Source organism: Paraglaciecola sp. (genome assembly GCF_039942875.1).
GTDB lineage: Bacteria > Pseudomonadota > Gammaproteobacteria > Enterobacterales > Alteromonadaceae > Paraglaciecola.
The window spans coordinates 22,471-44,733 of record NZ_JBDVBQ010000016.1; the positions used below are offsets into that span (position 1 = coordinate 22,471).

Sequence of the window (22,263 nt, forward strand, 5' to 3'; positions counted from 1 at the left end):
GGTCATTTTACTCGTTTTACCCGTATTCGCGTGTTCATTCCGTCTTTTTTAATAAAGAAAGAATTAAGTGCACCTCTTTGAATTATTACATTATCGCCCTTTGATAATTTTAAGCGTTTGTCATCTGTTTGTTTCCATATATGCCCGTTATCTAATTGGATTGCATATTTTTTATAGGGTCCTAGCTTAACTGATGTGATAACTGCACTAATCGTAGCCGGTAAATCGCTGGTATCCGCTTTGTGCTCGACTCCAAACTGCTTGATTTTATCCTCTAACTTTGGTTGTTGTTTTGTGGGTGGGTGCGGCTCTACGCCCGCTATTGGCTTTAATTCTTGGTAGGTTGTGGGTAGATTTTTACTGACTTTATCGAAACACACTAACCTTTCGAGTGCATTTTCAACTTGCTTACAGTGTTGCAAGTTATTTATTAATTCATTGCTTGAAGCAGCAAAGCTAACTATAAATAATAATGCTCCAATGGCGGTAAACAACTTCATATTTGTTCCTCTGGGGTGTCTTCTTTCTTTTTACGGGTGTATATGCTGCCCACAATTACGCCACATTCGAATAATATCCACATAGGAATTGCAAGGAGTGTTTGTGAAATGATATCTGGTGGCGTGAGTAACATACCAAGGACAAATACCCCAACAATCACATAAGGACGTTTTTCTCGAAGGGAGTCGGGTGTTGTCATTCCTGTCCAGCACATTAAAACAATGGCTATGGGGATTTCGAAAGACAATCCAAACGCAAAAAATATTTTTAATACAAAATTTAAGTAGCTGCTTATGTCCGTGTTATTGACTATGCCTTCCGGTATGACACTTGTAAAAAATGCAAACGCGAGGGGAAAAACAACGTAGTAGGCAAAAGCCATCCCTAAATAAAATAATAAGGTGCTCGAAAATAGCAAAGGCGCAATTAATCGTTTTTCATTTTTATACAATCCGGGCGCGATAAACCCCCAAATTTGATATAGCACCATAGGAATGGCTATAAAAAACGATAACACCATGGTGAGCTTAAAGGGCGCGAAAAACGAAGATGCAACATCTGTCGCTATCATTTGTGCATTATCGGGCAAAGCTTCTTGTAAGGGAGTGGCAATCCATAGATATAAATCTTGAGCGAAATATACAAGGCATAAGAACACAAAGAAAACACTTAAAAATGCTTTTAAAACGCGGCTTCTAAGCTCAATTAGGTGGGTAACTAAGCTATTTTGGTCGGCCATTCTGGTTACTCTTTAGAATAGGGTTTTTGTACGGATTTTGCGGCGTCACGTAATTCGTCAACAGACTTTTGTAACTCCGGAGATAGATTTTCTAAACTTTGCTCTTCAGCTTTTTTTAGATTTTCGTGGAGCTCATGAATTTTAAACTGTTGTTCAACTTCTTGACGAAAGCCATTAGCCATACCCTTAATACCTCGAACTGTTTTGAGAGTAGAACGTATAGCTCCAGGTAGCCTTTCTGGGCCTAACACCACTAACGCAATGACAGCAATGAAGAGTATTTCAAAAAAGCCAATATCAAACATTAATTGTGCTCTTTTTGTTCACTTTTTGTTTGTTGCACTGTGTTGTCAGCTGATTCGCTAGATTTGTTTTCTACTTTTTCATTAGCAACAAAGTCAGCGTCTTTTTCTTTTTCTTTGTCGTCATCGCTCATAGCTTTTTTAAAGCCTTTAAGAGCTGAACCTAAATCGCCACCCATACCGCGCAATTTTTTTGTTCCAAATAATAAAATAACGATTACTAAGATGATCCCTAACTGCATAGGACTAATACCAAACATAAATAGACTCCTTAAGACTTATCTCTCCCTATTATACGTAGCTAAATGAAAAGGTCACTGGATTTGATAGCACAAAATCCTTGTTTGGTCATTTAGGTAATATATGGGTACACTAATTATCAACTTTTAAGTCACATAACGTATATCTTGTATTGAGAGAAAGTGTGATTAAAAATACTATTATTGTTTCTTTTTTTACCTTACTTGGTTTTAGTGCTTACGCTGAAGAGCAGCTCGAACCTTATCCTTGGCTAGATGCTATGCACCAAAGCATAGCGTCTTCAGTTAACGATAGCGTTTTATGGTTTGATGATTTTTTTGCTTTAGAAGGCTTTGATACCACAGAAAAGGCAAGAGGAGAGGCGCGAATTAGACTTGGTTGGGAGCCGAGAAGCCGAGACTTCAGTGAGGTGAAACCCAGGTTTAAATTAAGAGTAAAATTACCCAATCTCAAAAATCGTGTTGATGTCGTTCTATCTGACTATGACGATGAATCCCCAGATGACAACCTGTTAAGTGACGTAAATAATAATATTCGAGAACGAAATCGCGTTAGCTTAGCGCTACGTTGGCAACGAACTCCGGGTAAAGGTTTAGCCCATCGAATAGGCATAGGTCGCAGATTACAAGCTTTTACAAAAAGTACGTTTCGAAATTCAATACCCATATCAGATAAAGCGAGTTTGCGCTGGGAAACGTCAGCTTATTTATATAGCCGAGATGGCTTAGGGGCTGATTTTGCTTGGCAGCTTGCTTATAAATCCACTAAAAACGCTATGTACAGATTTAATAACCATTATTATTTTAGGGACCGAAGTAATGATTGGCGATGGCTGCATAGCCTGCAAAAGTTAACGCAATTTAGTGAACATAATGCACTTATAACTGGGGTCTACTTTGAAGGTACTAGCCGTCCTAACTTTCGACTAGAAGAGTATTTGGTGAGTATGCGGTGGCGTAAAAATGCCCTGAGAACATGGCTTTTTTATGAAGTCGAGCCCTTTGTTTTATGGCGTAGAGACGAACACTTTTCAGCTTCTTACGGGGTGGCTTTAAGAGTCGAAGGCTATTTTGGAAAAACATGATTTTGTATAGAATATTGTGAATCTCTAGCCAGAAAATAGAGGACGAACGGCATCATCTAATTTGATTCTTTATTTCGCGCGCCAAGCTAAAATCCAACTAATTAAGCCTATCACCCCACAAGATGCACTTGGCCACCATGGCTGTAAATACATGGGTAGCAGTGCGGCAACCAAAATAAAGGTTGTACCAATCATCATCAATTGTGAGCTGGTATGTTGACGTTTAGCTGCCAGTTGTTGACGCTCAAACTCTTGCCTTTGTTGCTCTGGAAGAGTTTTTATCTGTTTCAAAGAGTCATAAATGAGATCTGGCATTTCTGGCATCTTTTCTGACCAAAAAGGCAAGTTGGTGGAGATTTTTTGATACATGGCTTTGACGCCAATTTGCTCTTTCATCCAGTTTTCTAAAAATGGCTTTGCTGTTTGCCACAGATCTAATTGTGGGTATAGCTGACGCCCTAATCCTTCTATGTACAACAAGGTTTTTTGCAATAACACCAGTTGCGGCTGAATGATCATATTGAAGCGGCGGGCGGTATTGAACAGTTGCAACAACACATTGCTAAATTCGATTTCAGCGAGAGGTTTTTGAAAAATAGGTTCGCACACTTTACGTATCGACGCTTCAAAATCATCAATGTCAGTGTTAGATGGAACCCATCCGGAGTCTACGTGTAGTTGAGCAACTTTACGGTAATTACGATTAAAAAAGGCAATGAAGTTTTCGGCTAGATAACGTTTATCTTCACTATTTAAAGTGCCCACTATGCCAAAATCTATAGTGATATATTGTGGGTCGTCTGGGTTAACCGTAGATACAAATATATTACCTGGGTGCATGTCTGCATGAAAAAAACTGTCGCGAAACACCTGGGTAAAAAATACTTCAACGCCTCGTTCTGCCAAGCGTTTCATATTGGTATTACGGGCTTTAAGCTGTTCAATATCAGATATAGGTGTACCATAAATGCGCTCCATAACCATGACACTTTTGCGGCTATAATCACCATAAATGGTAGGCACGTATAAAGCGGGTGAGTTCTCAAAGTTCACCTTAAACTGAATGCCGTTGGCGGCCTCATGCATCAGGTCTAACTCATCAATAATGGTACGTTCGTACTCTGCAATCACTTCAACTGGACGTAAACGTTTGCCATCGGGTAACAACTTTTGAAGAACCGCTGCAGCGGTCTGCATAAGCTCAATATCAGACTGGATAAGTGATTTGATATTAGGTCGAATAACCTTCACTACCACATCTTTATCGCCCTCTTTTAATCTAGCCGCATGAACTTGAGCAATAGATGCAGATGCTAATGGTTTGCTCTCGAAAGAGCTGAATATTTCGCTGACATCTTTAATGCCGAGCGATTGACAGATAATGTTTTGGGCTATGTCGCTGTCAAACGGCTGTACTTGATCTTGTAAAATAGTTAATTCGTTGGCGATGTCATCGGCCAATAAATCTTTGCGAGTCGATAACATTTGCCCAAATTTAATGAAAACAGGCCCTAAGGTTTGTAAGGCAAGTCGAACTCTAACTCCTTGTGATTTATCTGGGTGTTTGTTGCGCAGCCAAAATAAGCTAGCTCGACATAATTTTGCGTACCAAGGTAACCATTTTCGAGGGATCAACTCATCTAAGCCATGCTCTAACATAACTTTATTTATCTGATAAAAGCGTAAAATTCTCACCTTGGGGTATTTATCCTTTAGAGTCGTCTAGGGATTTTTCTAGTCTTTGAAGTCTAGCTTGTAAGCGCTCAGTATCACTGCGCAAATCGCTAACTTGATCGCTAAATAAAGCCATTTCAATGGGTTTTACGGCTACCGCGTCAGCTTGGGTCATACGGTTGCCAATACTTGTTGCGGCTTTTTCAAGTTCTTGCTTGGCTTGTGATAATAGTGACTTTGCACTGCTAAATGTTTGGTGAGCGACCACATCACCCGTGTACTTTGATAGCTGCTCTTCCCAATCAATATCTAACTCTTTAATTAAGTCACCAAAAGTTTGCGCAATATAGATATCACCAATGAGTGACAATTTCTTTTGTTGAATAAGCTGAGTTAACTGACTGCTGTCTTGTAGTTTGGGAAGGGTGTTAATGTCTAATTCTATCAAGCAATCTGGAGCTTGATTATGTTCGTTGCTTTCAATTACCGCGCCGACTTCAACCTGTTCAGAAAAGTTAAACAATAACGGGAAGGGTAACTCTTTTACTGAGACCTGTAGCGACTTTCCATTTAATTTGGCTAGTCGAGCTTGGCTATCTGAGTCGAGCTTTAGAAGTTGATTAAACCCTAGCTCAACCCCTGATGTAAGTAACTGTGCAATAGGCATAACTAAAACTTAAAGCCACGGTGTAGGGCGACGATCCCACCTGTTAAATTAGTATAAGTGGTTTGTTCGAACCCTACATTTTCCATCATTTCTTTTAATACGTCTTGCTCTGGGTGCATACGAATCGACTCAGCCAAATATTGGTAACTATCTGCATCATTTGCTACAAGTTGCCCAATTTTAGGCAGCAAATGAAAAGAATACATATCGTAAGCTTTGTTGAGCATGTCGTGGGTAGGTTTAGAAAACTCTAACACTAACAATCTGCCGCCGGGTTTCAGAACGCGGTACATAGACGCTAATGCTTTATCCTTATCGGTTACGTTTCTTAGGCCAAACGCTATGGTGATTATGTCAAAGCTATTATCTGGAAAAGGTAATTCTTCGGCATTGGCTTGTACATATTCAACGTTACCTACTATGCCTTTGTCTCTAAGCTTTTCGCGGCCAACTTTAAGCATAGCACCATTGATATCAGCCAGTATTACTTGCCCAGACTCGCCTACTATTCGTGAAAACTTAGCAGTTAAATCACCTGTGCCACCGGCTAAATCTAACACCTTGTGACCCGCTCTAACACCACTAGAGTCAATGGTGTAACGTTTCCATAATCTATGAATACCCAAAGACATCACATCATTCATTATGTCATATTTTGCGGCCACCGATTGAAACACGTCTTTCACCATATTCACTTTTTGGTCGGTATCAACCTGTTTAAAACCAAAGTGAGTAGTATCGGATAACGCCTCGATGGGAGGGGTTTCGTTATTATCTTGCTCGGCATTGTAACTCTGGGGACTCATAGCGTTTCCTTTAGAATATTCACTTGATAGTTTACCTAATAAATCACTCAGCCAACAGATAAAATGGTCATCAGAAAAGATAGACTGTAATAAAACTTAGACTCGTGAGGTCTTTAAGCTCGAATCAATATCGTGAGGATCAACATGTCTACTAGACTACGCAGCATGAGTATAACTATCAGCCTAACTATGGCCTTTGCTGTTTCAGCCCAAGACTCAAATAATGAGTTAGAACATATAACTGTAAATGGACAACCGACTTCATCGTTAATTGTGTCTCCCAAAGACTCAATAGTAGATGGGCCATTTGGAAAAAATAAGCAAATAACAGAAATCTCAAGAACCCTCACCTCTATCTCTGAAGACATGCTTGAGCAATTATCGATTGATGATTTACAAGATGTGCTTGTTCTTGTGCCTAATACTTACGCTGCTAGTGGGTTTGGTGCGCCGAGTTTGCCAACTATTCGTGGGCAGTTGGGTGAAGTATTTCAGGAAGGGCTGCGGCGACAAGGTGGCAACAATGGTTTTGGTATTCCTTTGTCGTTTAACAGCGTAGGGCAAATAGACATAGTGAAAGGTGCTCCTTCGGTGTTGCTTGGTACAACCCAGCGTAACGGTGGGTTTGTGAACTTAAACAACAAAACGGCCACTCTAACGGGAAGCGATGTTAGCTTACTAGTAAGTGCTGGCAGCTGGGATCACTACCGTGGTCAGTTAGATATAGATAAAGCGATAGAAGAAGGCAAAAGCGGCGCCCGTGTCAGCATTGAGTTAATCGATAACGGCAGTTTTTACGATTATAGCGCCTACCAAAGTGAGGATGTATATGTTGCATATCGTTTGTTGCCAGACGCTCAGTCTAGTTGGGATGTAAGCTTCGAATACTACAATGTGGATTTTACCGACAACGCTGGTATTAACCGCCCCACCCAAAATTTAATAGACCATGGTTTGTATATTACTGGCCAAGGTGTGCAACCTAATGGTTCAGAAGTACCCGGTGCCTTTGCTGTGATATCGCCAACAGGTGAAGTACCGATTTCGCGAAGTACAGTGTTGACCGATCCTGACAATATAAACAATGTACAAACATACTTGTTTCATAGCACGTACGAACGTCAGCTAAATAGCATACACAGTTTAACCAATCGTAGTTATTTTCAATATTTAGACCGAGAAGAAATCGCCCAAAATAGTTTTGTAGAAATTATAGATGGCGCTAAAACTGCACAAAACAGAATTGAAATAAACTCTATCTGGAACCCACAGCAGCAAACTACTTGGGGGTTTGATATTCGTTATAACGATGTGGTGGGCTACAGTCAGTTCACAACAGAAGCTGATTTACCCATTGATCTATTGGGCACCCTAGAGCAGCGCCGTATTCCATTAACCGAAGCCCAAGAAGCCCGCTTAGTTGAATTGCGCCCAGGCGTGTTTGTATCCCCTGGAGCTAATTATGATGTAGATGGCGATGGTATAAACGACTTTTCAACCTCTGATACCACTGACTCCACCACTTGGCAAAGTGGTGTTTTTGTTGAGCAGCAAAGCGATTGGAGTGAGCGCTTTAGCACTAATGCAGGCGTGCGTGCAGACTATTACGACGTCGCGGCGCAAGATGCTCTAGCGCCACAAGGGCAAATTGCCGCTCATGATACCTATAATACTTGGCTGTACTCAGGCTCCCTAAGCGCTAACGTGAAATTACAAGATGATTTAGTGACTTACGCCAGTTACAACTACAGCGAAGCCACATCTAACAGTATTGCTGGTGGCACAGCATTGGGCGCCGACAACCAGATTAACCCACTAAATTTTGAGACAATCAATGAGCTGTTTGAAGTAGGCATTAAATATGCGCCTTCCCAAAACCCTTGGTATGCTGATGCCTCAATTTTTGAACAAACCCGTAGTCTACGTAACAGAGACGGCAGTAACTCAGGGATTGTGGCAAAAGGTTTTGAAGGGCAAGTGGTGTACCAAGGGCAAAAACTTTGGGCTACCTTAGGTTATAGCTATTTAGATGCACGCTACGACGACTCGGCTAGTTTTCAAGATTCACAACAAGTGGCTGACGCCTTTGATAACTCACGCCCAGACATTATTGTAGGCACAGGTATAGGCGCACCTAACTTTGCAGGTTTTGCTCCGTCTAATCAAAGAGTGCAGGGCATACCAGAACAAACAGTATCGATGAATGCAGGGTGGATGATCTCAGAAAACTGGGACATTTCAGCCTCGGCAATTTATAGCAAAAGCTACCCGCTAGACTACTTGGCCACTGTGTTAATACGTGATCAAATTACCATAAACGCCAATACAACTGTGGCATTAAGTCAGCATGCTAAGTTACGTTTCGAAGTTCAAAATTTAACGGATGAAAAAAACTGGCGACCGGTGTTTGAAGGCGGCTACTTTGGCTCTACCTTGGTATTCCCAGAATTACCAAGAAGCGTGCAAGTTACCTATCGTCATAACTTCTAAGCGGTTAATTGAATTAGGTGATAGGTTGGTCATAGCTCAATTAGTCATCATGCAATCTTAAAGACTACAGGGCGCAAGTAGCTTTTATTAAGCTACTTCGTTCTAAACTAACTTATTGCCTTGTTAACTGCTTGCCCCCTTAATATTAAAAGAAGAATAACCAGTTAAACCTTCAAGTAAACACCTAATAGATATTACATACACTGTTTAGAGTTCACCATGCTGATACGTGCTGAAAACTTGGTTGAAGAGACTTAAAACTTTCTGATGCTTCCTTTTCCCACGGCCAAATACCATTCACAGTAGGGAATACTAGTTGTAACACTGGGTAATCAGTTCCTTTGTATAACCAATTACATGAAAGCATATGTTCTTCTTTGTACTTTTCCGTAACAGGTTTAAAGCAAACTTCAAAACCATCAAGGAACCCCTCATAAAAATCCCCTACAGAAAAGTTTTCATCATTTTGGATTCGGCTATTATATTCATTTGCAATCCAGGATGCTAAGTCGTTTCTAAGACCAAGTATGATCAATTCAGGCTTCTTTGTTTGCCTGGTGATACCTGTCGTGTATGTAAAATTAGGATCGTCTTCTTTTGGGTCAAATACAGAAGTAACATGACATCCATATTCTTCTATATTTTTCATTATCTCTATTTCAGCTTGGTTCATATAAACGCTTGTGATTCCTTAGGTTTAACATATACGCCTTTGCAGTGGGGTTCTGCAAAATTTGTTACGTGTCGCTGTTAATTTTAATATTATTATTTTTACACCATTGAATAGTCGCTCGTTTTAACGCAGCCTCCTCGTACGTATACCAATCTTCTAGCTTTCCTTTTGATTCTAACAGCGACTTAAATTTTGCGTATGCGCCGCGGCGGCTAAAAATATCGTATCCAAGTTCCAATTTTTCGGGGAGCAACTCAGCAATAAAACTCAGGGCCAATCGCTTACTTAATCCTAAATCCTGTTTGCTGGGTAACATAAGATATCTATCACTCTCATAGAGGTCATCTGGTATCGGTTCTTCCACAGCATCACCAACATAATAAATTTTGCCAGTATCTAAATTGATATACGCCTCATGGTCTCCCAATCCAGAAGAAGAGAATTCAATTGCCCACTCAATGTCATCTAATTTTGCTGCCATAACCTTCTCTTAGACATATAGCGATTTGCATATGAGGTGCGGCTTTTTCGCGTTTCATGCATAGTTGATTTGTTAGGTGCATTTTTACTCACAGATTTCATATACTTTTTTTAGCTCTGTCCACTCAGTGTCTTCGCACACTTGTAATTCGATTGGAAATTTATCGTGTTTCGATAGCGCACTATTTATTATTTCTCCTACTTTTTCAATGTTACCGGTATAGAAATGCCATTCGCGGGTGCCCGCATTTGTGTAGGAATAAACAAATATTGCTAATCGATCGACATCTAAGGGATCGACGATTGCATCTTCAAAAATTTTCATTTCATCTAGTTGGGTGTTGCTAGGCAACCCAGAGTCATTCGTCTGTTTATAATCCCAAAATATAACAAGCCGTTGAGGATAGTTAGGAGAGCCGATAAGTTGTCTTAACTCTGGTCTATAGCGGATAAGGCTAGGTTTTCCATTAGCTTTGCCTTCAGCAATGTTCCATGCGTCTGAATCCGCGGGTTTGATTTCCATTATGTTTCCTTAAATCAACTGTTCGCACCTCGAATCTATTGTGTCAGATTCATTGATTAAACGGTTCTGATCCCACAGGCTTGTAAATAGGCTGACTATGTAAGTGGTGCTTATGGGATTTTTAGACCGCATTATCAATAAAACGATAGCGATTTTGGTATTTATTACCATGCTTGGTTGCAACTACCAATATAGCTATATAAGCAAATAGCTCAACAATAAACACTTCCCAGGTTATCAAAGCGATTGGAATTAGAAAATCTAACGTAAAGCCTATAGCAATATTCAAAATATATACGAAAACTGCATGCTGAAAAGGGTGATAAAATTGCTTTTTCGCTAACGTAAAATAGGCAAAATAAGTAATAGCAAATGAACAGAAATAGCTAGCCAACAGAAATATTGTTGCGTCTTCAGTAAAATCAAACCCCAAATTCAATAAACTAAAAGTTAGAATAGCAACAACGAACACAACTGAAATGCTGAGCACAATGGAGTAAGTGATGACTTTTAACCACTGGATTTTTTTAAAGTGCAGCATAATTTGCCTAAGATGATCTTACAAATACACCAAGATAAAATTCTTAAAAGAGTACGTCCATTTTATTATCCACTGACACCTATGCTAGTCGCTTACTAGAGAATATTATCGCCAACACTTCTAGAAATAATTAAGCTTAATTCTTGTAACGAGCGTCCGCTTTGTTGTTGTAACTCATTGAAGGATTGTTGTATCGCGGTAAGTGAGCGTTTTGATTGAGCAGAGCCTGAGATTATGCCTCTTTGGGTAAAGTAGCCCACAATATCGTTGGTGAGTAAGAAGGTATCTTTACCAATGGCCCGCAAACCATAGGGGCCAGTGTTGCCGCCTAATCTAGCGCCGTTCTTTTTGAGAAAAGCCCATAAACCTATAATATCATCGCTGGGCCAGTCAGCCACAAACTTAGCAAAGCTGCCATGTTCACGGGCTACACTGTCAATCATTTGTGCATTGTCGCGTATGGTTTTCACCTTAGTGAAGTTGCGAATAATGCTGGGGTCAGCTGCTTTTTGTTCTAGCATTTCATCAGGTATCAATAAGATTTTTTCAATCGCGAACCCAAAAAACATACGCTCAAAATCAGGCCATTTGTTTCTAACCACACGCCACACAAATCCAGACTGAAATACTTTTTGGGTAAACTCTGCTAAAAAACGGTCGTCACCAATTTGCTGTAATTCTGCAGGCGTTAAAGGTTTACCTAACATAGCTTCTAGTACTTTAGGGCCACCTTTTCGCTCACAAGCTCGCTGGTATATATCTTTAAATTTTTCTAAATTTTCCATGGTGTGCTTAACATCTGTTGGGCGGTAACTGGGTATACGCCACGCTATAAATTTAAGTTTACAGCGTGGCGCAAGTTAGTGTTTTTAGTTTGGGGGGCAAACTAAATTATGCGGCAATGCCCGAGTGACGTAATAGTGCATCAACTTCGGGCTCGCGGCCTCTAAAGGCGACAAACACCTCCATAGGCTCTTTACTGCCGCCCATTTCGAGTATGTTTTGCAAAAAGTCTTGTCCGGTTTGAGGGTTAAAAATACCTTCTTCTTCGAAGCGGCTAAAGGCATCTGACGACAATACCTCAGCCCACTTATAGCTGTAGTAACCTGCGGCATATCCACCTGCAAATATGTGGCCAAAGCTGTTTTGAAAGCGATTAAAGCTAGGTGGAGTCAATACTGCCACTTGTTCACGAACTTGATCTAACCAGGCTTGTACATTGGTTTGTTCTGCATCGATAAAGTTTTCGTGCAGACTAAAATCAAAAATACTAAATTCTAGCTGTCTTAACATCTGCATAGCTGACTGGAAGTTTCGGGCAGCTAACATATTGTCTAATAAGGTTTGTGGTAATGGCTCGCCAGTTTCATAGTGGCCAGAGATAAAGCTTAGAGCTTCTGGCTGCCAGCACCAGTTTTCTAAAAACTGACTAGGTAGCTCTACTGCGTCCCATGCCACACCGTTAATACCTGATACACCGCCCACATTGATTTTGGTTAGCATGTGATGAATGCCATGACCAAATTCGTGGAATAAGGTTACGACTTCATCGTGGGTAAATAGGGCTGGTTTGTCACCTACTGGGCCACTAAAGTTACAGGTTAGGTAGGCCACAGGAAACTGCTGTGTATCGTCTAATTTTTGTCTGCGTACTTGGCATTCATCCATCCATGCACCGCCGCGCTTTTTCTCACGGGCGTATAAATCTAAGTAAAAGCTACCTCTTAATTCACCAGACTCGTCTTTGATATCGTAAAAGCGTACGTCTTTGTGCCACGTGTCAACGCCTTCTCGCTCAGTAACAGTTAACTTGTAAAGCCTTGAAATAACTTCGAACAAGCCTTTTACCACCGTGTCTTGGGGGAAGTACGGTCGTAATTGTTCGTCAGATATTTTGTAGGTTTGCTCTTTTAGTTTTTCACTGTAGTAAGCAAAATCCCAAGCTTGTAAATCTGATGCTTGAAAATGCTCTTGGGCATAACTTGTCAGCGTATCAATATCTTGCTGTGCTTGTGGTTTAGAGCGATTGGCTAAATCAATCAAAAAGCCATTAACTTGCTCGCTAGAGTTGGCCATTTTGCTTGCTAGTGAATATTCAGCAAAGTGTTTAAAGCCTAGTAGTTTTGCAAGCTCTTGGCGTAACGTTAGGGTTTCGTTAATAATCTCGGTGTTGTCCCACTTACCAGCATTTGGACCTTGCTCTGATGCCCTTGAGGTATAAGCTCGGTACATTTCTTCACGGAGCTGGCGATTATCAGCGTAGGTTAAAACCGGTAAATAACTGGGAATATCCAATGTAAATACCCAGCCATCAAGTTCTTTGCTTTGTGCTAATTGTTTAGCCGCGCCTAAAGCTGACTCTGGTAAACCAGCGAAGTCTGCTGGGTCTGTGATATGTTTTTGCCAGCCTAAGGTGGCATCCATTACATTGTTGCTAAAGGTCGAGCCTAAATCAGATAAGCGACTTTTCACTTCGGCATAACGGGCTTTTTTATCATCGTCTAAGGCTACCCCAGACAATTTAAAATCACGTATCGCTTGGGTAATGACTTTTTGCTGGGCTTCTGACAAATCAGCAAATTCACTACTGGCTTCAATTTCACAGTAGGCATTATATAAATCTGCGTTTTGTCCTACCCAAGTACCGTATTCTGACAATGCAGGTAAGCAGGCATCGTGGGCTTCGCGAAGTGCATCATTGCTGACCACTGAGTTCATGTGTGACACAGGTGACCACTTTCGACTTAGCTGGTCGTCAATTTCTTCGATGGGAGCCACTAAGCTTTCCCAGCTATAATTTTGTTTGCTTAATAACTCAGAAATTTTAGTTTTACAGGCTGCTATCGCGTCTTCGATGGCAGGTTGGATGTGCTCAGGTTTAATGGCAGAAAATTGAGGCAGGCCAGATAAATCGTTAATTGGGTTCGTCATAAAAACTTCTTTTTACGTTAAGTTACTTTCAAAGGTTGGGTTGATTACAGTAAATCTCAATAGTAGACCCGTGATACCAGTATAAATTTTTAACTCTGTGTAATTAATTTGTTTTAATAAGGTTCTTTTACAGAATATGAATGCCTACATTGATTTACTCGATTATATTAATTGAAAAAATACGATGTTCTTTTTTGCAAATAGGCATTATCTTCTTATTACTATTTTTATTAAGGCAGACTTATGGCAGATTTCGATTTTATATGTATTGGTGGTGGCAGCGGTGGTATTGCATCAGCAAATCGCGCAGCCAAACACGGCAAAAAGGCCGCAGTAATAGAAGCGGTTGCCATAGGTGGCACATGCGTTAACGTGGGCTGTGTACCCAAAAAAGTCATGTGGTTTGGTGCCCATGTAGCAGAAGCTATTAATTTATATGCTCCAGATTATGGCTTTGACGTAACGGTTAATAAGTTTAATTGGAAAACCTTAGTTGATAGCCGTGAAGCTTATATCAAGCGAATTCATGGCAGTTACGGCGGTGGTTTTGAAAAAAATGGCGTCACCTTAATAAAAGGTTTCGCTACTTTTGTTGATAAAAACACAGTTGAAGTAGACGGTAAGCAATATACAGCTGACCACATATTAATCGCTACGGGCGGTCGTCCTGTTCAGCCTAATATTCCTGGTGCAGAGTTGGGTATTGACTCAAATGGCTTCTTTGAACTTGAAGAGCAACCTAAACGGGCTGTAGTGGTGGGCGCGGGTTATATTGCTGTAGAGCTTGCTGGTGTAATGCATGCCCTTGGCACCAAAACAGATTTAGTGGTGCGTAAACATGCACCATTACGTAACTTTGATACCATGTTGTCAGAGACGTTAGTTGAGCTGATGGAGCAAGATGGTCCTACGCTACATACTCATGCAACACCTACCCAAGTGCTTAAAAATGCTGACGGTTCGCTTACCATTGAATTTGCAAGCGGCGATAAAATCGAAACCGATTGCGTGATTTGGGCCATTGGCCGTGAGCCAGCTACCGATAAAATTGGTTTAGATAAAATTGGCGTTGAGTTAACCGACCGTGGTTACATCAAGGTAGATAAATATCAAAACACCAGTGTTGAAGGCGTATATGCAGTTGGAGACAACATTGGTTATGTTGAGCTAACGCCTGTTGCTGTTAAGTCTGGTCGCTTATTGTCAGAACGTTTGTTTAATGGCCAAACTGATGCACACATGGATTACAGCTTAATACCTACAGTGGTATTTAGTCACCCGCCAATTGGCACTATGGGGCTAAGTGAAGCAGAAGCTAAAGCAGAATACGGTGAAGACAACATTACTGTCTTCAACTCAGGCTTTGCGGCAATGTATACGGCCGTTACTAAGCATCGCCAAATGACACGCATGAAGTTAATTTGTGCTGGCGACAACCAAAAAGTGGTAGGTATACACGGTATTGGTTTTGGTATGGATGAAATCTTACAAGGCTTTGGCGTAGCCATGAAAATGGGCGCAACCAAAGCAGACTTTGACGCTTGTGTGGCTATTCACCCTACGTCTGGTGAAGAATACGTCACTATGTAGATTTGCATTGTGTAAGCTTGAACTGGCGCTAAGCTAGTTGCTTACTCGGTGAGTTAATACATTGATTAAGGGCCTCGCTATCGCGGGGCTTTTTTTCGCTGGCCGCTGGGCTTAAGATTTTTGAGCCTAAAGCCTAAAGCCTAAAGCCTAAAGATTTAAGGGCATCGCTGCGCGACAGTGCATTCACTTATGTGCTTCGCACACTTATTCGCTGCGCTTATGCCATCCATGGCTTTTTTCAAACGAAATCCATTTCGTCCAGCTTACTTTTCTTCAACAGCTAAGAAAAGTAAGCAAAAGAAGCCGTGCTCCACAAACTTATCCAATCTAAAAATTCCTATCCTTTAATGTCGAAACGGGCATAAGTCGCATCCATGCTATAAAAGATGCTCTTGTCCAGATGTCCATATTTGGCCATCCGACAAGGACAGGAATTTTTAGGGTAAGTTTCAGTCGCGTGAATCAAAAGCATGAGCTTTGCACATCAAAAAAAGTGTATAAACAACTTGTAGGTTGGGCTTTAGCCCATCGATTTTTATAAAGGCAGTCACTTTTAAAAAAGTACTCGTTTACCTCTTTTAATTCTCCTCTGTACCATTTTCATAGCCTTCGTAAAAATTACATGGCTGATTTAGTTGTATTGATTGTGGGATTAGAAGGTTTTAGTTTTTGTTTTTTGTAACGTATTGATTTTTATTGTTTAAAGTAATTTCCTTCACTGTCACTTCATGGCTTTTTAGCCTGTCATTATTTGGCATAACGTCTGCAATAAGGTTTGTATATCTAATGTGTTAGCTCGATTTAGTGCACTACATGTAAACCCTTGGAGGAGATGTGAATATGAAGATTATTACTAGAATACTGGTAGCTGGTACTTTTGTGGTTGGCGTTGTTGGTGCTAGCCCGCTTGTTTATAACGAAGTACAAGAGTTCGATAATTATGCTAGTTCTAGTCTTGCTGATTCAAACCATAAGCATTTATTTGTTGAGGTTGAAGATATACGTATCGCAGCGCAAAACAATCTAGCTGCTGATGCAAATGTTGCTTCACAATTACGGTATCAACAGGTTATCAAGCGTTTAAAAAATGCTTCAAGATATTTGGATAGTGGTGTGGTTGATGCCGCTAAGTATGAGCTAGCAATTGCGAATGAAATATTGTCGTTACCGCCTCATTCTGGCTTTCCTGGTGTGATAGGTGCTTAGTTTTTCTTAATTAGTTTGTTAAAAGGCAGGCGAAAAATTTATAGAGGTCAAAGATATTGAGTCTTGTTATTTGTTTTTTGGTACTGTAGAAATTAACTGAATCTAGGTTTCAAAGTAACTGCGTAAAGCTACTAATGTAACAGTACGCTATCCAGTATTGGCGTGTTCTTTTCTAAATTTTGAGGGTGTATCGCCTGTCAGTTTTTTAAATAGTGTATTGAACGTGGTTTTACTGTTAAATCCTGCATCTTCAAAGATCCGTTGAATAGTTTTGTCATTGAATTCGGGGTTACTTAGCTGTTTTTTTGCGTCTAACACCCGATAGTAATTAATAAAGTCATAGAAAGTTTTTTGATAGTAACCATTCAACAAGGCCGACACACTGCGGGGCGATAGGCCCATACTATCAGCTAATCCGTCTAACCTTAGTTCTGGGTCCTGATATATTTTCACCCTCAACATAAGATCTTCTAGTTTCGATTTTTGCTCTTCTACTGCTTTGTAAGGCTTGGTTTGAGCCTCTTTATTGTCATTCGATATGTCGCTAACCTTAATCCTCAAGGTTTGACCATATACCACCATAGCACTCATCAATAGCATAGGGGGGAGATTGCTAATAGACCCTAAATTTTTTGATAACTGGTGCAGTGTAGGGTTGCCTAGTACATTACCTAAATAACCAAATACAGAACTAGCTAAGACAATTCCCCATACACAAACGAAACCTAAGGCGCAAAACCATAGCCAAGAGAGCCTCAGGTTTTCAATATTAGAAAAGCGCTGCCGTATTCTAATATCGTAACGTTTAAGACGAACTAATGCTTTAATACCAAGCACTATGGATAAAGGTAATACTAGCCAAAACCATGGCATAAAAAGTTTACTGGGTGCATTAATCTGAATGATGCGAAAAACTCCGAAGCCTATGATCAGTAATACAAATAGCGCTCCCCCAATATTTATTTTGGTATTTAACTTTATAGGTTCTCCAATCATTGCTTTGCTATAACAAAGTAGTAAAAAGCCTTGGGTGCCATATAGCAACGTTAATAAAACAGCATGATATGGGTAAAGTGTATTTAAAGTTTGAGGGCCAATAGTTTCGTTGTATAGCAAAACGATATTTACAGATATAGCGCCTTGACTAAGAAGAAAACAACAAAGTAGTAAGTCACTAGATGTTTTATCGCGTTTGATGAGTAGAGGGATAATATAAAGTGACGCAACTACTGCAGTTGTTAATACCATAAAATCATAAAAATTTAATACATACGAAAACACTGCACGGCTCTCTGTCGTAGAAATGAATTATTCATTGAATTGTTTATGCCATCTTCCATTCGTTTATTCTAGTTTCTAATTATTTTTCTTGGTAAAAAAGGTTCGGTTAGCTGAATTGCTTGTAAACGAACGTTCGGTTGCTGGTTTTGCTACTCACCGAGCGTTACATAAAATTCTACTACCTAAAGTGAATGTGAATTTATTTCAACTATCTGTAATTAACTGACACATACTTTAGGAATTTTATTATGACTTACTCAACACAAACGCTATGCCTTGGGATATTGTCTATTGTTGTATTTTATAGCAACCTAGCCTTTGCTGGTAATCACCTATCGGTAGGGCAAATGAATGATTTGCTAGACAACTGCTTTTTACAAACCCAACTAGTCGAACATAAAGAGTCGGTAGATAAAGCAAATGTAGCTTCATGTAGCACTGTTTTACTCAGTGATTGGCTACCCAGAGAGTCTGAGATAAACGTTTACTTCAATAGAGGGATTGTATTTATGGCAAAAGGAGAAACACAAAATGCCATAGGAGATTTCAATAAAGTTGTTAGTCTTAATCCCGACTCATACAGAGCTCACGTAACATTAGCTCAACTTCTTCATAGCGAAAGAGAATACCTTCAAGCTAAATATCATTATGATAAAGCTATCGCGATGAATAATACCAATCCCTTGCTACTGCATAATCGTGAGTTAGTGATTAAGTCGATTAATGCAGAAAAACAAGAGCGGTTATCGATGAATTGACAAATTAAGCCATGATTAGCAAACTCTCAAGTTTTTAATTTGCGCTTAAGCCATTACTAAAATAGGTATTGGATAATCTACTGCAACTTATTGGCAGGGCAGTAGACTTGCCCGAGGAGTTAGATCTTCGGGCGCAAATGTATTCACTAATTAGCTTCTGCATCTATTGACGCCCTGATTAGGTCAATAAAGTTAAAGCGTTTTTCATTTAATATGGGATCGCTGGCGTGTAACCAATTACCGTTAAAAGCGATGACCAAATCATGTTTAGGATCAATAAAAATGGTTTGCCCAAAAATGCCTCTGGCGGTAAAGCTGCCATCATTAAATGTCCACCATTGATATCCATAACCTTTGCCATCTCGGCCTATATCGACTTGCTTATTTGTGGCTTTTGCCAACCAGTCATCGGGGAAAACCGATTCACCGTTTATGGTGCCCCCTTCTAAGATAAATAAGCCATAACGTGCGTAATCACGTAAACTTGCTTGAATACAACAACCGGAAATTTCATAGCCGTCTGCGCCTAATAACCAGCTTGCTTTATTTTCCATACCAAAGGGTTGCCAAATCTTTTCGGTAAGATAACCGGCCAGATTACGGCCTGTTGCTTGTTCAACTAAAATACCTATTAGGTTGGTTTCGCCAGTAGAGTAACTCCATTTTTCACCAGGTGGGTGGGCTCTTTTGAGTTGGCGCATGTAACTAACAATGGTAGGTAAACCATCTTCAGCTTGGTGCAAGTTAAATTGTGATACGTCTGAGTTTGGATCAGTGTAGCTTTCGTTCCATGCTACGCCAGATGTCATTGTCAGTAATTGTTCAATTGTGACATCGTCATAGGCTGAGCCCTTTAGTCCAACAATGTATTGAGATACCTTGTCGTTAAGACTTGATATATGGCCTTCTTTTAGGGCAATACCCACTAAGCTTGACGTAAAAGATTTAGCCACTGAGAAACTAGTCCAACGTTTGTCTACAGAGTGCCCCAAACCGTATTTTTCGAAGCGTATTTTGCCTTTATGTAAAATTAATGCGCCAGATAAACTTTGTTCTTCAAAAAAGGCATTAATATCTTGGCTTAATGAAATGGCTTCTCCCTTTGGTAAAGGCCTCACGTTTTTACTGGGTGTGATGTCTCGTGATTTTACTAACCAAGGCAATTGATCGAGCAGCTTAAAGCCCTCGTCTCGTTGACTTTGGCTCCAAAAAAGAATTCTTGTATCTGTAGGTGGGTCGGACAAAAAGGCTCGCCAATCTGGGCCCACTGCCCACCAACTAACTGCTGCAACAATTAACAGTGTTAAAAAAACTCTGAGTGACCACTTTGTCCCTGTTTTCATGATAAGTCCCATTTAAATACATTGGTGAAGTATTGTAGAGTAAAGTTATATTCTGTTCGCCATTTTCTATAGTTTTATAAACTAAATTTTAGGCGTTTTATGATACGTATTATATTTTCTAGTCTCATGGTTTTATTTGTAACTGCTTGTGCACAAACAAGGGATTTTCCAAATGATGCCAACGGACAGGTTTTACAGCAATTTAAAGATAGCGGTGTTGATCTAGATAAAGAGTAGGTAGTGGATTTTTGCCACTTGTTTGAAGATGAACAATCAGCAAAAAGTATGGCTAATGAGGTAGTAGAAATATTTTTAGATGTTGAAGTCGATATATACGTAGATCTTGACCCAATATCAGTATGTGTATCCCGAAAAATGGTGCCCACCCACAAATCCATAACCATGGCTGAGTATGCTTTTGCCGGAATAGCCAATAAATACGGTGGCGTGAGTGATGGTTGGGGGTTTATGGTCGATTCACTTTAGGCCTAACTCAAATTTTCTTGGTTGGTACCTGAGCAATCCTTAAGATGGCTTAATGTTTTGATTGATTCTAAGTAGATTCGCTGACTCGAACTTTAAATCATTCTATAGCAATACAATCTCTACTTATAAGCCTCCCAATATAGAACTTTGGGTGGTCTTTGTAGTCAGACGCCTTAGTTTGAATGAGGTTCTCTAATTTCAAATCAGCCTCCAATTTTCCTTAAAATAAATGTTCAGGTTAACTAATGACAAGTCTTAGAAGTCAAACAAATGCACAAATCGACAAAACCCGCCAAGGTAACCCTGAGTTCGCCCAGAAAGTAGATAAGCTTTTAGCAGATGCAGTAGCATTTAAACAAGGTGACAGTGCTTTAACAGTTGGTAGTAAAGCCCCAAGTTTTATTTTACCTGATGCAAATGGTGTTCAGGTAAAGTCTAGTGATTTGCTAGATAAAGGGGCTCTGGTTGTTACCTTTTACAGGGGCAGTTGGTGTCCTTATTGTAACTTGCAATTAAGAGCCGTGAGTCAGCGCTTATCTGAAATACATGAGCTTAATGCCGAGCTGGTGGCAGTTAGTGCTCAGGTGCCAGATGAGTCATTAAGTGTTGTTGAAAAACAAGAGCTTACCTTCCCAGTTTTGTCTGATCAAGATGCCAAATTAGCAGAAGCCTTTGGTGTGGCATGGCAAGTGCCAGCAGTACTTACTGAGCACATGAAGAATGACCGCGGCCTAGATCTTGAAAAAATTAACAATGGTAATGGCAGTATTTTACCTATTCCTGCTACGTTTATTATTAATCAAGCGGGCGATATAGTGTGGCGCTTTGTGGATGTTGATTATCGCAACCGTTCTGAGCCAGACGATATTGTCGAGCAACTTAAAAGCCTCGGTTAAATCTAAAGTTAATCCTCCCTAACTTGAAAATAGTTCGTCACAGTAACGGACTATTTTCTAAACTTTAGCGCTTAAATCAGTTTGTCTTGCAAATGTTGTTTCATAAAGTTATTTGCTTTCCAGATATCAGTAATAGGCTGATGTGATTGTGGCTGGACATGGGCATAAGGAAATGGACCAAACTCTGGTGTGATGGTGAAAGATGATTGCTGGCGCTTTTGGGCGAAATCTATCACATTTTGCCATAGGTTCACGTGATTATTTACGTGACTTTCCCAGAGTGAGTCTTGTGGGTCAGTTACCTGTGGTCCTTCTTCAAATCCCACTCGAGCATGAATATGATGCACGTGAGGAAATATTTTTTCTAACCTAGCTAATTGATCCCCTAAGTCAGACTCGTGCACAACCATCCAGTGACTGATGTCTAAATTTAATTTTAATTCTGGTAGGGCAGAGACTATTTTTTCAGTCTCAAATGTACTGAAGGTAGGTCTAAACCTGTGGGTTTCATGGGTAATTATAACTTTGTATTTTTGCTCTAATTCTAGAGCGTGTTCAAACAGTTGTAGGTTGTCTTCTAAACTAAAAATATCTCTACCGGTGTGGCTGTTAATAAGTATAGGGTTAAACGATAGTGCTCTTTCTACTTGCGTCTCCATGCTTTTTAGATGCTCTGCGACATTATTACCTTCGGTTGCTATCCCCGTGATGATATTCAGAAAATGTTTGCGATGGGCAGCTAATGTGAATTCTGCATCAAAGCCAAAAAACGGGAGAAATAATTCAGTACCTTGGTACCCGTCTGCATGGGTTCGCTCTACTAAAGCTTTTAATTCTTGTTCGGTAGTGCAGGGAGCTTCCCAGAATGATTTATGAAAATTCAGCTTCATGTATGTCTCGTGTTCTAATGTGTAGGGTAAGTGCGGTTTTCTTTAGAAGTGTAAAAGCAACTGCGATAAACTTGTCTCATTATAATTAAGAGACACTTTAAATGTCACCTATACTCTTTCGCCGCTTTTGTGTTGTCACGT

General features: G+C 40.1%; 24 protein-coding genes. 8 read left to right on the forward strand and 16 right to left on the reverse strand.

Annotation, left to right across the window (positions count from 1 at the left end):
• Positions 1 to 2 precede the first annotated feature (2 nt).
• Genes ABJE44_RS04555 through tatA form a run of 4 tightly spaced genes read right to left on the reverse strand, consistent with a single transcriptional unit; the run spans position 3 to position 1,802 of the window.
• Positions 3 to 500 (reverse strand): hypothetical protein, encoded by a 498-nt coding sequence (locus ABJE44_RS04555; protein ID WP_348113552.1) that lies wholly within the window; start codon positions 498 to 500, stop codon positions 3 to 5.
• A complete protein-coding gene (gene tatC, locus ABJE44_RS04560; RefSeq protein ID WP_133468149.1) occupies positions 497 to 1,240 on the reverse strand; it encodes a twin-arginine translocase subunit TatC in 744 nt (247 codons plus the stop codon). The genes ABJE44_RS04555 and tatC overlap by 4 nt, the downstream gene beginning before the upstream one ends.
• Positions 1,241 to 1,245: 5 nt before the next feature.
• Positions 1,246 to 1,545 carry a Sec-independent protein translocase protein TatB gene (gene tatB / locus ABJE44_RS04565; protein ID WP_133468148.1) on the reverse strand — a complete coding sequence of 100 codons (300 nt, stop codon included), beginning with the start codon at positions 1,543 to 1,545 and terminating at the stop codon, positions 1,246 to 1,248.
• Positions 1,545 to 1,802 carry a twin-arginine translocase TatA/TatE family subunit gene (gene tatA / locus ABJE44_RS04570; protein WP_348113551.1) on the reverse strand — a complete coding sequence of 86 codons (258 nt, stop codon included), beginning with the start codon at positions 1,800 to 1,802 and terminating at the stop codon, positions 1,545 to 1,547. The genes tatB and tatA overlap by 1 nt, the downstream gene beginning before the upstream one ends.
• Positions 1,803 to 1,966: 164 nt before the next feature.
• Between tatA and ABJE44_RS04575 the strand changes: the two genes are divergently transcribed.
• Complete coding sequence (locus ABJE44_RS04575; protein WP_348113550.1) at positions 1,967 to 2,887, forward strand: hypothetical protein; 921 nt, start codon at positions 1,967 to 1,969, stop codon at positions 2,885 to 2,887.
• 69 nt (positions 2,888 to 2,956) lie between these two features.
• On the opposite strand, the gene ubiB is transcribed toward ABJE44_RS04575, so the two are convergent.
• From ubiB to ubiE, 3 genes are read right to left on the reverse strand one after another with little or no spacing between them, the layout of a single operon-like run.
• Complete coding sequence (gene ubiB / locus ABJE44_RS04580; RefSeq protein WP_348113549.1) at positions 2,957 to 4,582, reverse strand: ubiquinone biosynthesis regulatory protein kinase UbiB; 1,626 nt, start codon at positions 4,580 to 4,582, stop codon at positions 2,957 to 2,959.
• 10 nt (positions 4,583 to 4,592) lie between these two features.
• A complete protein-coding gene (locus ABJE44_RS04585; protein ID WP_348113548.1) occupies positions 4,593 to 5,228 on the reverse strand; it encodes an SCP2 sterol-binding domain-containing protein in 636 nt (211 codons plus the stop codon).
• A gap of 2 nt (positions 5,229 to 5,230) precedes the next feature.
• The gene (ubiE, locus tag ABJE44_RS04590; protein ID WP_348113547.1) at positions 5,231 to 6,034 is read right to left on the reverse strand and encodes a bifunctional demethylmenaquinone methyltransferase/2-methoxy-6-polyprenyl-1,4-benzoquinol methylase UbiE; all 804 of its coding nucleotides are present in this window, start codon (positions 6,032 to 6,034) and stop codon (positions 5,231 to 5,233) included.
• Between the two features lie 144 nt (positions 6,035 to 6,178).
• Between ubiE and ABJE44_RS04595 the strand changes: the two genes are divergently transcribed.
• Positions 6,179 to 8,524 carry a TonB-dependent receptor gene (locus tag ABJE44_RS04595; RefSeq protein WP_348113546.1) on the forward strand — a complete coding sequence of 782 codons (2,346 nt, stop codon included), beginning with the start codon at positions 6,179 to 6,181 and terminating at the stop codon, positions 8,522 to 8,524.
• Between the two features lie 214 nt (positions 8,525 to 8,738).
• On the opposite strand, the gene ABJE44_RS04600 is transcribed toward ABJE44_RS04595, so the two are convergent.
• The 6 genes from ABJE44_RS04600 to prlC all read right to left on the reverse strand — a co-directional run bounded on the left by ABJE44_RS04600 (position 8,739) and on the right by prlC (position 13,672).
• Complete coding sequence (locus ABJE44_RS04600; protein WP_348113544.1) at positions 8,739 to 9,197, reverse strand: DUF4262 domain-containing protein; 459 nt, start codon at positions 9,195 to 9,197, stop codon at positions 8,739 to 8,741.
• A 64-nt stretch (positions 9,198 to 9,261) separates the two neighbouring features.
• Positions 9,262 to 9,678, reverse strand: a complete 417-nt coding sequence (locus tag ABJE44_RS04605) for a UPF0158 family protein (protein WP_348113543.1) — start codon at positions 9,676 to 9,678, stop codon at positions 9,262 to 9,264.
• Between the two features lie 84 nt (positions 9,679 to 9,762).
• Entirely contained in the window at positions 9,763 to 10,200 is a 438-nt protein-coding gene (locus tag ABJE44_RS04610; RefSeq protein WP_348113542.1) for a DUF695 domain-containing protein, read from the reverse strand.
• A gap of 121 nt (positions 10,201 to 10,321) precedes the next feature.
• Positions 10,322 to 10,741 carry a hypothetical protein gene (locus tag ABJE44_RS04615; RefSeq protein WP_348113541.1) on the reverse strand — a complete coding sequence of 140 codons (420 nt, stop codon included), beginning with the start codon at positions 10,739 to 10,741 and terminating at the stop codon, positions 10,322 to 10,324.
• Positions 10,742 to 10,836: 95 nt separating this feature from the next.
• Entirely contained in the window at positions 10,837 to 11,526 is a 690-nt protein-coding gene (locus ABJE44_RS04620) for a DNA-3-methyladenine glycosylase I (RefSeq protein ID WP_348113540.1), read from the reverse strand.
• A gap of 106 nt (positions 11,527 to 11,632) precedes the next feature.
• Entirely contained in the window at positions 11,633 to 13,672 is a 2,040-nt protein-coding gene (prlC, locus tag ABJE44_RS04625; protein ID WP_348113539.1) for an oligopeptidase A, read from the reverse strand.
• A gap of 243 nt (positions 13,673 to 13,915) precedes the next feature.
• On the opposite strand from prlC, the gene gorA reads away from it, so the two are divergent.
• Both gorA and ABJE44_RS04635 read left to right on the forward strand, forming a co-directional pair.
• Positions 13,916 to 15,262, forward strand: coding sequence for a glutathione-disulfide reductase (gene gorA / locus ABJE44_RS04630; protein ID WP_348113538.1), 1,347 nt, complete (start codon positions 13,916 to 13,918; stop codon positions 15,260 to 15,262).
• Between the two features lie 840 nt (positions 15,263 to 16,102).
• Positions 16,103 to 16,468: a hypothetical protein gene (locus ABJE44_RS04635; protein WP_348113537.1), complete on the forward strand. Its 366-nt coding sequence runs from the start codon at positions 16,103 to 16,105 to the stop codon at positions 16,466 to 16,468.
• A 147-nt stretch (positions 16,469 to 16,615) separates the two neighbouring features.
• Here ABJE44_RS04635 and ABJE44_RS04640 read toward each other — a convergent pair whose 3' ends face one another.
• Positions 16,616 to 17,749, reverse strand: coding sequence for a helix-turn-helix domain-containing protein (locus ABJE44_RS04640; protein ID WP_348113535.1), 1,134 nt, complete (start codon positions 17,747 to 17,749; stop codon positions 16,616 to 16,618).
• 248 nt (positions 17,750 to 17,997) lie between these two features.
• On the opposite strand from ABJE44_RS04640, the gene ABJE44_RS04645 reads away from it, so the two are divergent.
• The gene (locus ABJE44_RS04645) at positions 17,998 to 18,507 is read left to right on the forward strand and encodes a hypothetical protein (RefSeq protein WP_348113533.1); all 510 of its coding nucleotides are present in this window, start codon (positions 17,998 to 18,000) and stop codon (positions 18,505 to 18,507) included.
• 146 nt (positions 18,508 to 18,653) lie between these two features.
• On the opposite strand, the gene ABJE44_RS04650 is transcribed toward ABJE44_RS04645, so the two are convergent.
• Entirely contained in the window at positions 18,654 to 19,850 is a 1,197-nt protein-coding gene (locus ABJE44_RS04650) for a serine hydrolase (protein ID WP_348113531.1), read from the reverse strand.
• 99 nt (positions 19,851 to 19,949) lie between these two features.
• On the opposite strand from ABJE44_RS04650, the gene ABJE44_RS04655 reads away from it, so the two are divergent.
• The 3 genes from ABJE44_RS04655 to ABJE44_RS04665 all read left to right on the forward strand — a co-directional run bounded on the left by ABJE44_RS04655 (position 19,950) and on the right by ABJE44_RS04665 (position 21,232).
• Positions 19,950 to 20,087, forward strand: coding sequence for a hypothetical protein (locus ABJE44_RS04655; RefSeq protein WP_348113529.1), 138 nt, complete (start codon positions 19,950 to 19,952; stop codon positions 20,085 to 20,087).
• A gap of 3 nt (positions 20,088 to 20,090) precedes the next feature.
• Entirely contained in the window at positions 20,091 to 20,336 is a 246-nt protein-coding gene (locus tag ABJE44_RS04660; protein WP_348113527.1) for a ribonuclease E inhibitor RraB, read from the forward strand.
• Positions 20,337 to 20,581: 245 nt separating this feature from the next.
• Entirely contained in the window at positions 20,582 to 21,232 is a 651-nt protein-coding gene (locus ABJE44_RS04665; RefSeq protein WP_348113525.1) for a peroxiredoxin-like family protein, read from the forward strand.
• 71 nt (positions 21,233 to 21,303) lie between these two features.
• Here ABJE44_RS04665 and ABJE44_RS04670 read toward each other — a convergent pair whose 3' ends face one another.
• Positions 21,304 to 22,122, reverse strand: coding sequence for a TIM barrel protein (locus tag ABJE44_RS04670; protein ID WP_348113524.1), 819 nt, complete (start codon positions 22,120 to 22,122; stop codon positions 21,304 to 21,306).
• Positions 22,123 to 22,263: the final 141 nt, after the last annotated feature.

Bases quoted from the DNA above. Each gene is read 5' to 3' on its own strand.
- ABJE44_RS04555 (WP_348113552.1), bottom strand. From the start codon at position 500: ATGAAGTTGTTTACCGCCATTGGAGCATTATTATTTATAGTTAGCTTT.
- tatC (WP_133468149.1), bottom strand. From the start codon at position 1,240: ATGGCCGACCAAAATAGCTTAGTTACCCACCTAATTGAGCTTAGAAGC.
- tatB (WP_133468148.1), bottom strand. From the start codon at position 1,545: ATGTTTGATATTGGCTTTTTTGAAATACTCTTCATTGCTGTCATTGCG.
- tatA (WP_348113551.1), bottom strand. From the start codon at position 1,802: ATGTTTGGTATTAGTCCTATGCAGTTAGGGATCATCTTAGTAATCGTT.
- ABJE44_RS04585 (WP_348113548.1), bottom strand. From the start codon at position 5,228: ATGCCTATTGCACAGTTACTTACATCAGGGGTTGAGCTAGGGTTTAAT.
- ubiE (WP_348113547.1), bottom strand. From the start codon at position 6,034: ATGAGTCCCCAGAGTTACAATGCCGAGCAAGATAATAACGAAACCCCT.
- ABJE44_RS04595 (WP_348113546.1), top strand. From the start codon at position 6,179: ATGTCTACTAGACTACGCAGCATGAGTATAACTATCAGCCTAACTATG.
- ABJE44_RS04600 (WP_348113544.1), bottom strand. From the start codon at position 9,197: ATGAACCAAGCTGAAATAGAGATAATGAAAAATATAGAAGAATATGGA.
- ABJE44_RS04605 (WP_348113543.1), bottom strand. From the start codon at position 9,678: ATGGCAGCAAAATTAGATGACATTGAGTGGGCAATTGAATTCTCTTCT.
- ABJE44_RS04610 (WP_348113542.1), bottom strand. From the start codon at position 10,200: ATGGAAATCAAACCCGCGGATTCAGACGCATGGAACATTGCTGAAGGC.
- ABJE44_RS04615 (WP_348113541.1), bottom strand. From the start codon at position 10,741: ATGCTGCACTTTAAAAAAATCCAGTGGTTAAAAGTCATCACTTACTCC.
- ABJE44_RS04620 (WP_348113540.1), bottom strand. From the start codon at position 11,526: ATGGAAAATTTAGAAAAATTTAAAGATATATACCAGCGAGCTTGTGAG.
- prlC (WP_348113539.1), bottom strand. From the start codon at position 13,672: ATGACGAACCCAATTAACGATTTATCTGGCCTGCCTCAATTTTCTGCC.
- gorA (WP_348113538.1), top strand. From the start codon at position 13,916: ATGGCAGATTTCGATTTTATATGTATTGGTGGTGGCAGCGGTGGTATT.
- ABJE44_RS04635 (WP_348113537.1), top strand. From the start codon at position 16,103: ATGAAGATTATTACTAGAATACTGGTAGCTGGTACTTTTGTGGTTGGC.
- ABJE44_RS04645 (WP_348113533.1), top strand. From the start codon at position 17,998: ATGACTTACTCAACACAAACGCTATGCCTTGGGATATTGTCTATTGTT.
- ABJE44_RS04650 (WP_348113531.1), bottom strand. From the start codon at position 19,850: ATGAAAACAGGGACAAAGTGGTCACTCAGAGTTTTTTTAACACTGTTA.
- ABJE44_RS04655 (WP_348113529.1), top strand. From the start codon at position 19,950: ATGATACGTATTATATTTTCTAGTCTCATGGTTTTATTTGTAACTGCT.
- ABJE44_RS04665 (WP_348113525.1), top strand. From the start codon at position 20,582: ATGACAAGTCTTAGAAGTCAAACAAATGCACAAATCGACAAAACCCGC.
- ABJE44_RS04670 (WP_348113524.1), bottom strand. From the start codon at position 22,122: ATGAAGCTGAATTTTCATAAATCATTCTGGGAAGCTCCCTGCACTACC.